14 protein-coding genes and 1 tRNA gene are annotated in these 12,183 nt (G+C 56.8%); 10 read left to right on the top strand and 5 right to left on the bottom strand.

Annotated elements, in window-relative coordinates; all coding sequences use genetic code 11:
• Window positions 1–19: 19 nt before the first annotated feature.
• Window positions 20–625, bottom strand: a complete 606-nt coding sequence (locus tag N4A58_RS09665) for a 50S ribosomal protein L21 (RefSeq protein WP_072706754.1) — start codon at window positions 623–625, stop codon at window positions 20–22.
• Between the two features lie 163 nt (window positions 626–788).
• Window positions 789–1,613 (bottom strand): DUF2059 domain-containing protein, encoded by an 825-nt coding sequence (locus N4A58_RS09660; RefSeq protein WP_293709096.1) that lies wholly within the window; start codon window positions 1,611–1,613, stop codon window positions 789–791.
• Between the two features lie 155 nt (window positions 1,614–1,768).
• Between N4A58_RS09660 and N4A58_RS09655 the strand changes: the two genes are divergently transcribed.
• Window positions 1,769–1,858, top strand: a tRNA-Ser gene (locus N4A58_RS09655).
• 304 nt (window positions 1,859–2,162) lie between these two features.
• Here N4A58_RS09655 and N4A58_RS09650 read toward each other — a convergent pair.
• Window positions 2,163–2,420, bottom strand: coding sequence for a helix-turn-helix transcriptional regulator (locus N4A58_RS09650; protein ID WP_293709095.1), 258 nt, complete (start codon window positions 2,418–2,420; stop codon window positions 2,163–2,165).
• Window positions 2,421–2,507: 87 nt separating this feature from the next.
• Here N4A58_RS09650 and N4A58_RS09645 point away from each other — a divergent pair, with 87 nt between their 5' ends.
• Window positions 2,508–3,152 carry a hypothetical protein gene (locus N4A58_RS09645; RefSeq protein ID WP_293709094.1) on the top strand — a complete coding sequence of 215 codons (645 nt, stop codon included), beginning with the start codon at window positions 2,508–2,510 and terminating at the stop codon, window positions 3,150–3,152.
• 310 nt (window positions 3,153–3,462) lie between these two features.
• On the opposite strand, the gene N4A58_RS09640 is transcribed toward N4A58_RS09645, so the two are convergent.
• Window positions 3,463–3,759 carry a hypothetical protein gene (locus N4A58_RS09640; protein ID WP_293709093.1) on the bottom strand — a complete coding sequence of 99 codons (297 nt, stop codon included), beginning with the start codon at window positions 3,757–3,759 and terminating at the stop codon, window positions 3,463–3,465.
• Window positions 3,760–4,086: 327 nt separating this feature from the next.
• Here N4A58_RS09640 and N4A58_RS09635 point away from each other — a divergent pair, with 327 nt between their 5' ends.
• Both N4A58_RS09635 and N4A58_RS09630 read left to right on the top strand, forming a co-directional pair.
• A complete protein-coding gene (locus N4A58_RS09635; protein ID WP_293709092.1) occupies window positions 4,087–4,425 on the top strand; it encodes a hypothetical protein in 339 nt (112 codons plus the stop codon).
• Window positions 4,419–6,068, top strand: a complete 1,650-nt coding sequence (locus N4A58_RS09630; RefSeq protein WP_293709091.1) for a hypothetical protein — start codon at window positions 4,419–4,421, stop codon at window positions 6,066–6,068. Before N4A58_RS09635 ends, N4A58_RS09630 begins: the two co-directional genes overlap by 7 nt.
• 650 nt (window positions 6,069–6,718) lie before the next feature.
• Here N4A58_RS09630 and N4A58_RS09625 read toward each other — a convergent pair.
• Complete coding sequence (locus N4A58_RS09625) at window positions 6,719–7,177, bottom strand: Lrp/AsnC family transcriptional regulator (RefSeq protein WP_092465357.1); 459 nt, start codon at window positions 7,175–7,177, stop codon at window positions 6,719–6,721.
• A 161-nt stretch (window positions 7,178–7,338) separates the two neighbouring features.
• On the opposite strand from N4A58_RS09625, the gene N4A58_RS09620 reads away from it, so the two are divergent.
• The 6 genes from N4A58_RS09620 (at window position 7,339) to N4A58_RS09595 (ending at window position 11,692) form a co-directional block, all read left to right on the top strand.
• Entirely contained in the window at window positions 7,339–8,490 is a 1,152-nt protein-coding gene (locus tag N4A58_RS09620) for a pyridoxal phosphate-dependent aminotransferase (RefSeq protein ID WP_293709090.1), read from the top strand.
• Between the two features lie 62 nt (window positions 8,491–8,552).
• Window positions 8,553–9,707, top strand: coding sequence for an MFS transporter (locus N4A58_RS09615; protein ID WP_293709089.1), 1,155 nt, complete (start codon window positions 8,553–8,555; stop codon window positions 9,705–9,707).
• The gene (locus N4A58_RS09610; protein ID WP_173508460.1) at window positions 9,704–9,853 is read left to right on the top strand and encodes a hypothetical protein; all 150 of its coding nucleotides are present in this window, start codon (window positions 9,704–9,706) and stop codon (window positions 9,851–9,853) included. The genes N4A58_RS09615 and N4A58_RS09610 overlap by 4 nt, the downstream gene beginning before the upstream one ends.
• A gap of 44 nt (window positions 9,854–9,897) precedes the next feature.
• Window positions 9,898–10,305, top strand: coding sequence for a DUF2000 family protein (locus N4A58_RS09605; RefSeq protein ID WP_092465354.1), 408 nt, complete (start codon window positions 9,898–9,900; stop codon window positions 10,303–10,305).
• A 17-nt stretch (window positions 10,306–10,322) separates the two neighbouring features.
• A complete protein-coding gene (locus tag N4A58_RS09600; protein WP_092465355.1) occupies window positions 10,323–10,745 on the top strand; it encodes a MaoC/PaaZ C-terminal domain-containing protein in 423 nt (140 codons plus the stop codon).
• 434 nt (window positions 10,746–11,179) lie between these two features.
• Window positions 11,180–11,692: a hypothetical protein gene (locus N4A58_RS09595; protein ID WP_293709088.1), complete on the top strand. Its 513-nt coding sequence runs from the start codon at window positions 11,180–11,182 to the stop codon at window positions 11,690–11,692.
• Window positions 11,693–12,183 lie beyond the last annotated feature (491 nt).

The raw sequence follows: 12,183 nt of genomic DNA, 5'->3' as shown, positions 1-12,183 counted from the left end.
TTGGTCTCCTTACTTCGGCTTAGTTTGCCAGTTCTTTGGCCTGCTCGACCCAGCCTTCACGCTGGATACGGCCTTTGAACGACAGTTTCTCGTCCATCTCAGCAATGTCCGCTTCGGTCCATGCTGCGATTTGTGCGAAAGTGGTGATACCAGCTTCGAGAAGCTTCTTCTCGAGAGCGGGGCCAACGCCCGACAGTTTCTTCAGGTCGTCTGCGCCAGCGGTCGCTGCTGCAGCAGGAGCTGCCGAAGCGGTTGCAGGAGCTGCGACGCTGCGTGCGCCCAGAGCAGCCTTTACGCCGGTCGCGTCTGCGCCTGCGGTCAGGATGTCGGTGATGCGGACAACGGTCAGTTGCTGACGGTGGCCACGGGTACGCTGCGAGCTGTGCTTACGGCGACGCTTGACGAAAGTGATTTTCTTTTCGTCTTTGATCAGGTCCAGAACTTCGGCCTGAACAGCAGCACCATCAACGAAGGGTGCGCCGATGACAGTGTTGTCACCGCCAACCATCAGAACGTCGTTGAACTGAACAGTTTCACCTGCGTCAGCTGCAAGCTTTTCGATGCGGAGTACATCGCCCGACTGGACTTTGTACTGCTTGCCACCGGTTTTGAGGACAGCAAACATTGCCGTTTCCTTTTCCGTTTGTCGCGTCTTTCGGACCCGTGCGGGGTTTCCGGCCGAAGCCACCTAAAACTGCGAGCCCATAAGGGCTATAATGAATCAACTCTGGCCGCAAAGATGCGGCCCGAGCCGTGCTTATGTTCGGGATAGGTATATGAGTCAAGCGTTATAGCTCTTCTCCCGAGCCGATTTCCGCGATCTCCGCCCCCAGAGCCGCTGAAATTCCTGTGAACATCGGATCAAAGCCCTCGAACAGCCCCCTGTTCATCGCCCTGCCCGCATCCGACTCGGACATCTCTATATAAGCCTCCAGTTCGTCATCCTCCAAGGGCGCGTACGCCATCAGGAGATAAGAATAGAGCCACATCCGAGTTTCAGAGCGGACGTCTTCTTCCTGAGCCCAAACAGAGGCCAGCATTTCGCTTTCGGTCATGGCGGCCCCATTCTGGCCTGCCTCGGCCAGACCGCGCAGGAAGGCAAAGTTCGAGTTCAGCGCGCCGACCACGTTCGCATCGACCAAGTCATTCGCCTCTATATAGGCCGTTACCAAATCAAGCCGCGGATCGGCGTCTTGCAAGTGCTGTTCAAAGTTGTCGTGGCTGGCTTCTTCGACCGCGGGATCAAGCAGCGCCTCGCGCGCCGAAATCTCCAGATCAACGATACGGCGCCCCAGCTCGGATTCGAAGAAAGCGATGACGCTGTCCAAATCCTCATCTTTTACGGCCTCAGAAAACTCGGCCGTCAGCCCCGCTTCCATAGCCTCGGTGTTGTAGATTCGGCTTACGCTGTCCTGCCAAGTCTGCGTCGCGCCGTTGGGAAGCATTTCTTCGGCCAGAGTTTCAGAGTAGCCAAGCCCCTCTTCGCGCATAATCTCGATCACGTCCGAAACGCGCATGGCATCGAACAACCGTGCCACATCATCTTCGCTTGCGGCCTGCACAGGAACGGAAAAAGCAAGCCCAAAAAGGGCCGTGGTAACAAATTGGCGCATGAAGCCTCCGATCTTTCCCTAAGGGATAGGGCGCTCTGCCCTCTCTGCCAAGAGAACTCGAAATCAGGGGGTCTGAAACAAAGTCAAAAAATCGTGCAAAAAGGGGTTGCAGCCCCCAGAGGATAACATTAGACACCGCCTCCACAGACCCCCGCGGAGAGGTGCCGGAGTGGTCGAACGGGGCGGTCTCGAAAACCGTTGTGGGTGCAAGCCCACCCAGGGTTCGAATCCCTGTCTCTCCGCCATTTATTTTGGCAAGCCAAGGTAAATATCTAAACACGATCAATAAGTTAAGCCGACAGAGCTCCCATCCTACGCTGGGGGCTTTTTGCTTTGCTACGCATTTTGCTACACAATTTTCTGCATTTTTTTGCGTCACCTTACGATGGGACTCTACCATTTAGTGCACGTAAAAGCATCCGCGCCCCGCATACTCCGCGCCCCAACCCACTTTATTACGCAGCCTATGTTCTTGAGCGATGTTTGTTCGCTGCAAAGACTGAAGGCTCTGTTAACTGTTGAGCAATCCACCAGCCTGAGCGCCCTGATCTACAAATGGTGATCCACTGGCACAGCGGCATCCACTTGATCGAGAATGCCCTGCGGATCGCAGCCAATGGCGCGGCAGATGACAATCAGTTCCACCGTATCGATCCGGCGCTCTCCGCTTTCCACGCGGGCAATCATTGACTGATGACAACGCAGGCGCTCGGCCAGTTGGGTCTGGGTCAGTTCTGCCGATTGGCGGGCTTTGATCAGGGCGTCGCACAGGGCTGCTTGGCCTGCACTGCGGATTGTTTTGCTCATCCCTGTCTCCCGAGGTTGCGCTCGGAGCTTGGATAAATCCGGAATTTAGATTATCTAAAATTCAGATAGATTCGCCGGAGTTCCCCAATGCACCCTGACCTCGAGACCCAACCTCTTGCCCGCATCCGCTGGGCCACCCTTCAAGCGCAGCGTGAAGTTCTGATGGAGGTGTTTGATGAGGCCCATAGGATCGGTCGTGCTGCCGACTTCCTGAAAGACCCGAGGGTATTGCCTCTCTGCGAGCTGATCCTCAATGGGGCGACCTCTTATGAGGGTGCAGTGCTCCTGATGGCCGAGGGCTTCGCTGAGCGCGGGTCTTTCGTGGTGCGGCGGGGGCCGCTCTCGGGGCGGACGGTGGTGACCTTTGATCCCAGTCCCGAGGGGCAATCCTGGTTTGAGGACATCCGCGAATGGAAGCAGGACCTTTTTGATGCGGGGCTCACAGATCTGGTGACAGACACCTGCGTCGTGGATAACGGGCATGGTGTGGTGGCCACGCGAACGATGGTTGAGATCGCGCTCGAGATCGGAGATGGCGCTCTGCTCAAGCGGCTGGTCGATCCTGCTGCCCCCTTGGGCGTACGTCAGGGTTTGCAGATAGAAGAGCGCGTAACGGCAGAGGCCCGGAGAGAGGCGCTGGATGAGTGGTTGGGGGAAAGTGCCCCACGAAGCGGAGCGGCAATTGTCGATCTTGGCGGTGTTCTCAGGGGCTTCTCTGTGCGGGTGGAATGAAGCGGTTTATGCGTAAACCTTTTTCGCATAGGGCCCTGAGTGCCGGATGGTATTACCGACCATGATTTTTTGAACCATCAAGACTCCTCGGAAGGGGGCCGTTCATTCAGAATCCGTACATTTTACCAGACCAGTTATCGACCATCTTTGAAACACGCGTGCAGTTTCGCTGGGATGACTATGCGCGTCTCGCTCTGACGTTCAGAATGCAAAAATTCAGGGATAGGGCCAAGCGAGACACATGGGCCAAGCCGCTCGAACGGGCCAGCGGTCAAACAGTGTCGTCAGGAAAGAGAAGAGCTATGAAGCATCACGAATGCGCGGGCGCCAAGGTGACCACATTGGAACGGTTCAGGCGCTGTTCAGCTCTGCGCGCCTGCTGATCTCGCAGCGCCTTTGCCCGCGCCAAAGGCCCGTTTGCTTCAGCCTCTCGAGCGGCGGCGAGTTCGGCCTCCAGCCGGACAAAGATCGGCGCGAAGGCGGGCTGGCGTTCCATTTGCACCGCCACTTGCAGGAGGGCCTCCTCCAGCCGCGCCACGGTGTTCTCCGCGCCCTTCGGGGCGGGAGGCCGGATGCGATCGGCAAAGTCGGTCCTGTCGCGCGCCATGGCGTGCGTCTCCTGCGGCCCCGTGCGGGCCTCCGCAGGGGAATTGGCTGAATGGAAAATCCCCACGATCGGGGCATGCCTGGACGCTAGAAAGGTTAGCCAAAGGCGCGCAACAGCGAATGCCGCGTGCGCGTCAGAATTTTGTGGATAAACACCCCAAAATTCACAAAATACGTACGATCGTAGTGATCTGTTTCGTATTAAAAAACAGCAACATACAGCAACATAAAGATTTTTGGGGAAAACGCGCACCCCCTCCTTGAAAGTTACATGACGCAACCAGACCCTTAAGGGGGAGGCATGTAGAACTTTGAAAGGTGTATGAGTATGTTGCGTGACGATCTTGAAGTAGAGGAGAAGAAGAAGCGGCGGCCGGTCTATCTGACCGCTTCCGAGTGGAAGGCGCTGAAAGACGCGGCGAAACTGCAGCGCATCTCGGCCAGCCAGCTTGTCGCGTCCTGGATCTTTATTCGGTCGGAAAAGCCCGCGGCGCGAGGGATCCCGGAGCGCATTCTTCAGGACTTGGAGAATGCGATCCGGCACAACAACGACATCTATTTGAGCTTCACGAACGGCGAAACTCCGATCCCCACAGCACTGGCTTCAGCGCTCTGGGAGAACACCGTGGCCCTCAACGCCATCCTGGAGCGTCTCGGAAAATGCTGATCGGCTGGTACAAATTCGACGCTTCTGATCGTTCTGGACGCGGGATCGTGACCTACTTTCTTGCGCCGAGCGTGGCCAAATCGGCGGAGGGACAGCGCCTCCAATTGAAGCGCGACCCCGCACCGGAACTTCTGGCCGGCGATCCGGATCAGATGGTGCGGTTCCTGAAGCGATTGCCCTTCAAGCGGCGGTTCAGCGCCATGACGATGACCTTTGCCGAAGGGGATGTGCCTGTGGCGGCCTTCAATCGCGGGGATCGCAAACAACGAGATCTGGTGGGCAAGGCCGTCACCGCCCTGCTGGAACTGGCCTATTTGCACGTCCCGCCGGAAAAGCGCCCTCCGGTCCTGATCGGAACCCACACCCACACAGGGCGGCTGGAGGTTAATCTGCTGCTGCCCCGCGCGGTGTTGGCAGGGCATGGCCGCTATCTGTCTTGGAACCCCTGTCCACCGACACCGCTACACCGAGAGATGTGGGACCTGCAGCGGCAGCTCATCAATGCGCGCTTCGGATGGGCCGAACCCACAGACCCGCGCCGGACCCAGTGGGTCAGCTTTCCATCCTGGCTGAGCAAAAGCACCGCCGAACTGGAGCGGCACGGTTTGGCTTCTTCGCATATGGTCATCTTGGAGTTTGGGCAACAGCTCGTGGGCCTAGCGGCCACAAAAGCCGTTCCTCACCGCAAAGCGCTGCGGCGGCACCTGCGCAAACTGGCGCGGAAGGCGGGCTACAGGATTTACCGCCCGAATGACAAGTCGTTGAGCTTCGTTGCCACCGATCCGGAGCGCACAAAGCCGAAGGAATTTGTTCTGAAAGGGCGCCTGTTTGAAGACCGCCCCTACGCGCTGGTGCAGCAGGATCAGGCGGAATTCGACGCACGCTTTGTGGCGCAAGATCTCGAAGATCAGCTCTTCCAGAAATCGGAAGATTGCAAAGAGATGGTCGCCGGAAAATATGGGAAACATGGAAAAGAAGGCTGGGACATCCATCCCTTTGATCCGCTCCATAGCCTTGTAAAAGAACAGGAATGTATCGCGTGGCGGCCCACACCACCCATCGAAAAAGCAAAGAATGCGCCGGGCGCAAAAATCGCAAAATCAAGAGAATCCAATCTGCCAAAGCCGCCCATATTGCAAATGCTGTTGGCGCGCCTGAATGCCCTCGCGGATCTGTTCAAAACACAGCTGACCACACGCCGAATAGCGCGGGCCATCGCACCCCATCTCACCGATTTCCAAACCACAGAAAAGAACTGGAGAACCCTTCATGACCGTATCGACCGACTTGCAAACCCTGAGCGCCATGCTCCTCGAATTCCGCGCCATGATGGATCGCCTCGAAGCGATGTTGGGGCGCTCGGAGGACGCAGCTCTGACAGACCGCTTGCAAGAGATCACGGACGCAATCGTCGCCTCGAACACCTATTCCCAGAAGATCGTGGAGAAACTCACCGACGCCCTGATGCAGCAGCAAGACCTGAAACACATGGCCGCCCAGATCGAGGCCATCCACAAGAACCAAGCCCAAATGACGCAATGGCTTGGCGAAGCCCTCGAGAAGGCTCAAGAGGATGGATAATCAGGTCGTGGCTGGCGGGGAGCAGGACGCGGCCTGAGGCTGAAGACAGGCTGGAGATGTAGTGCTGGGTACGCCAATATGTCAGCCGACAGATTGGTGTCCGGATGCATCCTAGTGCAGTGTCTGAATTACTGACCAGGCGTACCTTGACAGTCGAACACGCTGTAGCAATGCCCAACTTATTCAAAAAACGGCTGGTTTGCGCCTTTTCCGGAAGCGTGAAAGCAAAACACACGTACAGCCCTGACTTGCCTTTTATTCGCTTACAGCTTGTCGCCGCACTGCAGCTTCAACAGAGCGGACTTTCGAGGCATTCCGCAGCATCTTTGACAGCCGAAGGTCGGCAATGCGCAGGAAGCGCACCTGGCTCCGCAGAGATCATTTCTCGAAAGCGGCCTCTCAGGCAGAGCGCAGCGATCGGCCGCTTGGAGCCCTCATTGTCCGTTCGTCAGGCCGCTGCGAATGTCGGCTATGCTCGCAGCTACTAAGCGACGAAAAGCCGGAGGTTTTGTTGAGCGCTCTGCTCTGCCTAACCTACTGGCGACTATTGCGGTGCGAGCCTGTCGCCTATCCGACCTGAGGATGTTTTTATCAATCTGGTGCCCGTGGACAAGCCAGATTGGTCCTTCGGTCGGGGCGAAGCTTCCTTGATTCAGGAATAGGGCTGCGCGTCGTGATCCTTGCGGCCGAAAGCGGTGAGGTCGTGGTTCGCTCAGAGGGGCAGCTCCCAAGACTGCTTCACGTTCTGCATCGGGATATCGGACTTGATGTCCCGAATGCATGGAATGCGACCCAGCCTTTCCACCCTGAACCGACGATAGGCGTCGAGGTCCGCTGCGACGATCTTCAGGAGGAAGTCGTAGTCCCCGGCCATCATGTGTATCTCGACGACCTCGGGCAGCTTTGAGACCGCGTCGATAAACGCCGCAATCGTGTCTTCGTGCGGGCCTGTCACCCACACGCGAGCAAAGAAGGTCAGGTCATAGCCCACCTTCTGCGCACTCACCCGCGCGGAGTAACCCTCGATCACACCCGCTTCTTCCAGAAGGCGGACGCGTCGAAGACACGGCGACGGAGACAGACCGACACGATCCGCGAGTTCGATGTTCTGGATTTTCGCCTCGCGTTGAAGCGTGCGCAGGATGGCGCGGTCAATGGAGTCGAGGTGCATTGGCATTCAGAGCTACAAGAATCGAAAATGTTGGCTTCAGGTTGTCAAATCTATCACTTTATCGCGTAAAAACGCAACCCACTCCTCACGATCTTGGCATAGAACACCAACCTCAAGGGCTGAGCCATCGCCAGGTGCAGTCTCCAGCTATTGAGGCAAGCATGAACGACCTTTCGAAGCGGAGTGTGATCGCTCCCATCCAGGCAATCGACTTGATGACGGCGGCTTTCGACCTTCAGAGGAAAGGAAGCTCGGTCATCCACATGGCGGTCGGCCAACCTGCTGCGCCGACGCCGCGGGTGGTCAGGGAGGCCGCAGAGCGCGCCGTTCGCGATGGCAAGATCGGTTATACCGAGGCGCTTGGTATTCCGTCGCTTCGCGAAAGGATTGCATGCTACTATGCCGAGGCTCATGGGCTGGAGATCGCGCCTGACCGGGTCGTAGTCACGACGGGTTCATCAGGAGCCTTCAACCTTGCCTTCCTCGCATTGTTCGATGTTGGCGACAATGTTGCCTTGCCTGCACCCGGCTACCCCGCATACCGAAACATCCTTAAAACGCTCGGGCTGGGAGCCATCGAGATCTCGACCACGGAGGATACCCGTTGGACGATCACCCCGGACATGCTGGCGGAGGCCCATGCGCGCCATGATCTCAAAGGACTGATCCTAGCAAGCCCGAACAACCCAAACGGCACGATGATTGCGCCGAAGGACCTCGCGGCCATTGTCGAAGCCTGCAAGCGCCTCGGTATTCGTCTCATCATGGACGAAATCTATCACGGCCTCGTCTACGGCTTCCCCACGGAAACCGCACTCTCATTCTCGGACGAGGTGGTCGTGATCAACAGCTTCTCGAAATACTACTGCATGACCGGCTGGCGCATAGGCTGGATGGTTGTGCCGGAACGGTTCACACGCACTCTGGAATGTCTCTCCCAGAATCTGTCCCTATGCGTGAACGCGGTGGCGCAGATTGCCGGGCAGGCAGCGTTCGATGCTACCGAGGAATTGGAGCAGGTGAAGGCGGGATATGCCGCTAACAGGGACTTGCTTCTGGAAAGGCTGCCTTCTCTCGGTCTTGGCAAGCTCCATCCAGCGGACGGTGCCTTTTACCTTTACGCTGATGTTGCACACGTGACGAGCGACAGCATGCAGTTTGCGCGCAAGCTGTTGCAGGATACCGGCGTCGCCGTAACGCCTGGCATCGACTTCGACAGCGTCCTCGGCCCGCGACATATCCGACTGTCCTACGCAGGCAGCCAGAGAGATGTGAGCGAAGGGCTTGATCGCATTGAGGGCTGGCTGAAATGACCGCCCCCGGGACATCCGCCGCCAGGAGAGACTGGACACCCATTCTGGCGGGAGGGCTGATCATGGGATTGGCCCTCGGCGCGCGACATGTCCAAGGCCTATTCTTGATCCCGATGACAATGGATCGTGGATGGGACCGTGAGATTTTCTCTCAGGCGATTGCCCTGCAAAATCTCGCTTGGGGTCTCTGCCAGCCTCTGTCGGGCTGGCTCTCTGATCGTTTCGGCGCACTATGGATCATCGCGGCTGGCCTGATTTTATATGGCCTCGGACTTGCAGGGATGGTCTACAGCGCATCCGAGGGGGCATTCCTGCTGGCCGCAGGCGTCTGCGTAGGCGTTGCGCAATCCGGCACGACCTTCGGTGTTGTCTACGCGGCCCTCAGCCGCACGGTGCGAAACGATCGCCGCAGTTGGGCGCTCGGTCTGGCAGGTGCGCTTGGTGGGATGGGCCAGTTCGTCATGGTGCCGGTGTCGCAGATGCTGATCGACATGACAGATTGGCAGACAGCATTATTAATTTTCAGCGGAGCCGCTGCGGTCATGTTGCCGCTGGTCTTTGCATTCGGATCTGGCAGCACCTCAACGGCGGAAGCGACACATCAAGGCGGACCGGGAATTGCCGACGCGCTCCGGCACAAGGGGTTCTGGCTCCTGAACCTCGGCTTCCTCGTCTGCGGCTTTCAGTTGACCTTCGCGCAGACTTACCTTCCGTCCTATGTGTCCGATAACGGACTTGATGCTTCGGTCGGGGTCATGGCCCTGGCACTCATGGCCCTGTTCAATGTCGCGGGCACCTATCTGTTCGGCCTTTGGGGTGGAACTTACCGCAAGAAGAATTTGCTTGTTGGCATCTATTTCGCGCGAACCGCAGCTATCAGCTTGTTCCTGTTATTGCCCATGAGCGGAGCCAGCATTTACGCCTTCTCGGCCGCTCTTGGTTTTCTGTTGCTGGGAACCGTGCCCCTGACCAACGGTCTTGTCTCGCAGGTCTTTGGTGTCCGTTATATCGGCACTCTCTTCGGCATCCTTTTCCTGAACCACCAGATCGGCTCGTTCATCGGAGTGCGCCTTGGCGGCATTTTCTTCGAGGCTTACGGCTCGTATCAGCTCGGTTGGGCCGTCGCTGCGGCCCTCGGCCTTGTGGCTGCGGCTCTCCATTGGCCAATCAATGACAGCCCCTTTGTTGCCTCCAGAACTCAGAAAAACACCGGATGAAGCCTTCACTGTCAAAATTGGAAGTCTCCCTGCCTCTGGTGCTGCTCCTGCCAATTGGCGTCGCCGTAGGGCTGGGCTGGAAAACTTCGGGGCTGGAACTCGCTTGGAGCATGATCGCCAGCATCTGCGGAGCTGCCCCGCGCTAATCAATCGAATGCCGACAGGCACAACAAAAAACGGAGAAAAATTCATGTTCGATACCAAAATCGCCATCGTCGTTCGGGAAGACCTCGCCACTTGGCAGAAGCTGAATGTCACAGCCTTCCTCATGAGCGGCATCACCGGCGCCAATCCTGAGATCATGGGCGAACCCTACCGCGACGCGGCGGGACACACCTATCACAGCCTTTGCATCCAGCCCGTCATTGTGTTGTCGGCTGACCAGGGCACGCTGAAGAATGTCCACAACCGCGCCCTTTCACGCGACGTGCCTCATGGCCTCTACATCGAGGAGATGTTCTCGACAGGTCATGACGAAGCCAACCGGGCCGTCTTTGCCGAACATGGTCCTGAAGATGCGAAGGTCGTTGGCATCGCCCTGCGGGCAGAGAAGAAGATCATCGACAAGATCACCAAGGGCGCAAAAATGCATGCTTGACTTTGGAGTGAACTGAAATGCTGGAAGTAGGACAAAGCATCGAGAGCGGCACAGCTGCTCTCACCACGGCTGATTGTGTGGCATTCGCGCAGTCGTTTGATCCGCAGCCCATGCACGTCGATCATAAGGCCGCCGAAGACAGCTTTTTCGGGCAGCTGGTCGCAAGTGGCTGGCATGTTCTTTCGGCCACGATGCGGCTTGTGGTCGATGCCCGACCTTTCGGCGAACATCCTCTCATCGGTGCAGAGATCAAGGAAATCAGATTTGCTCGTCCGGTAGAGCCCGACACGGTCATTCGAGCGCGCGTGACCCTTCAGGAAATCTTGCCGCGGAGTGCCGGCGGAAATTTTGCACTTCTGCTGGTGGAGACGCTCGACGACGGATCGGGGGATGTCTTGGTGAAGCAGGGCTGGAAAATGCTTTTGGAGGACAAAGAATAACGATAGCGAACAAAAAGGTTCCAAACCCACTTGTTTCTGTACGCACGGGAAGCAGCCATTCGCCGTAGGCCCGCTTTGTCCGCGCATTGGTCGTCTGATGATCTCAAGCTAAAGGTCCGCTTCACCAGCCTTGGTAACTCAACGCCAGGGTTGGAATGGGCTGAGAGCGGACTTGCGGCGGCGCAGCGTCACAAGCGTATGATAATAGTCGGCAGACGTCATTCTCGGCCCTTTGCTGCCGCTCGCGACACCCCTTGATGCTGTGCGGTGGCTCCACCGAACCAGCCATTCGGGTCTTGTGCAGCATTGATGCCCAAGTCAAGGTTGGCCGCGCGATACATCGCAGCCCTTGGCCTTCCTCGACATGAAATGAATAACTTAAACTGGGCGAATTCAAGGGGCGGCAAGTTCGCTAAAATTTGGAAAGGTGGAGCATGGCAAAAAGAAAATACGAAGATCTTCAGTCATTGACGGAAAGCTACGGTAAAAAAACCTTTGCGTTCCTGCAGAACGTCAAGACCAGTGGCAAGAAAATTGTATCAGCCTATGCTGACTATTTGGGCGGGCCGAAAACTGCTGTAAGCGCGGTCCCGCCGCACGGTGATTTTGATTCTCTGGCGCTCTACCGTGATGAGGCTTTTGATTGCTACGGACGGAGTGTAATTTTCTTGGAGCCAATCAGCATGGGCATCTGCACCAAAATCGAAAATAAGTCCGACGATGGTGCAACTTTCGTTCGCACCGTCATTGAATTTCATCCCATGGATGCTGGCTTGCTTATCCATGTAGGAAGTCAATCTGAGAAATTCCATATTGTTAATGGCTTAGAGACGGTTGGAGACCAAATTTGCGAAGCGATTTTCCAAGATGTCCATCGGGCTTTCTCACTCGAGCTGGATCAGGCGCAGGGGCGCTCGCGTATCGGCTTCCTCCCAAACACAATTTGACTGTTGGGGACCTTGTTGCGCAAATTCCTGCAGGAAAGAAAAAATCGATGAAATCACCAATAACGGGCCTACCAAACGGGTATGAAGGATTGCTGGTTATAGCAGGGGCTGGTTCCACGCCCTACTATTGTCCGCCCATGAACGAGTATATTAACCCTAACGCGGCGCACAACGGCGACAAGAACCCCTCTATATGGTGTTTCGTTTGGCCGGCTGGCAGCGATTATAATTGTTGTGGGTGGTTCATATTCACCCATTACCCTGACAAGATAGTGCCCGATAACGTGGATGTGCATGAGGACCATCGGCGTCGAGGCATAGCTTCCTCTGTGTATTTATTCGTTAGGAAGAAAATTGGCACCAAACTTGTGCCCGCCGTAGATCAGCAAGATGCGGCTCGCAAACTATGGAGCAAATTGGCTCCAGATGTGGGATACCTTTAGTTCGACATAGTAATATGGGAAACCCGCCTGTCCCGACAGTCGCAGGCG

Source organism: Donghicola sp. (assembly GCF_025210255.1).
Taxonomy (GTDB): Bacteria; Pseudomonadota; Alphaproteobacteria; order Rhodobacterales; family Rhodobacteraceae; genus Donghicola; species Donghicola eburneus.
This window is presented reverse-complemented; position numbering and strand designations above follow the sequence as displayed.

Excerpts from the sequence above, each read along its gene's own strand:
- N4A58_RS09665 (WP_072706754.1), bottom strand. The coding sequence starts at position 625 with ATGTTTGCTGTCCTCAAAACCGGTGGCAAGCAGTACAAAGTCCAGTCG.
- N4A58_RS09660 (WP_293709096.1), bottom strand. The coding sequence starts at position 1,613 with ATGCGCCAATTTGTTACCACGGCCCTTTTTGGGCTTGCTTTTTCCGTT.
- N4A58_RS09650 (WP_293709095.1), bottom strand. The coding sequence starts at position 2,420 with ATGAGCAAAACAATCCGCAGTGCAGGCCAAGCAGCCCTGTGCGACGCC.
- N4A58_RS09645 (WP_293709094.1), top strand. The coding sequence starts at position 2,508 with ATGCACCCTGACCTCGAGACCCAACCTCTTGCCCGCATCCGCTGGGCC.
- N4A58_RS09640 (WP_293709093.1), bottom strand. The coding sequence starts at position 3,759 with ATGGCGCGCGACAGGACCGACTTTGCCGATCGCATCCGGCCTCCCGCC.
- N4A58_RS09635 (WP_293709092.1), top strand. The coding sequence starts at position 4,087 with ATGTTGCGTGACGATCTTGAAGTAGAGGAGAAGAAGAAGCGGCGGCCG.
- N4A58_RS09630 (WP_293709091.1), top strand. The coding sequence starts at position 4,419 with ATGCTGATCGGCTGGTACAAATTCGACGCTTCTGATCGTTCTGGACGC.
- N4A58_RS09625 (WP_092465357.1), bottom strand. The coding sequence starts at position 7,177 with ATGCACCTCGACTCCATTGACCGCGCCATCCTGCGCACGCTTCAACGC.
- N4A58_RS09620 (WP_293709090.1), top strand. The coding sequence starts at position 7,339 with ATGAACGACCTTTCGAAGCGGAGTGTGATCGCTCCCATCCAGGCAATC.
- N4A58_RS09615 (WP_293709089.1), top strand. The coding sequence starts at position 8,553 with ATGGGATTGGCCCTCGGCGCGCGACATGTCCAAGGCCTATTCTTGATC.
- N4A58_RS09610 (WP_173508460.1), top strand. The coding sequence starts at position 9,704 with ATGAAGCCTTCACTGTCAAAATTGGAAGTCTCCCTGCCTCTGGTGCTG.
- N4A58_RS09605 (WP_092465354.1), top strand. The coding sequence starts at position 9,898 with ATGTTCGATACCAAAATCGCCATCGTCGTTCGGGAAGACCTCGCCACT.
- N4A58_RS09600 (WP_092465355.1), top strand. The coding sequence starts at position 10,323 with ATGCTGGAAGTAGGACAAAGCATCGAGAGCGGCACAGCTGCTCTCACC.
- N4A58_RS09595 (WP_293709088.1), top strand. The coding sequence starts at position 11,180 with ATGGCAAAAAGAAAATACGAAGATCTTCAGTCATTGACGGAAAGCTAC.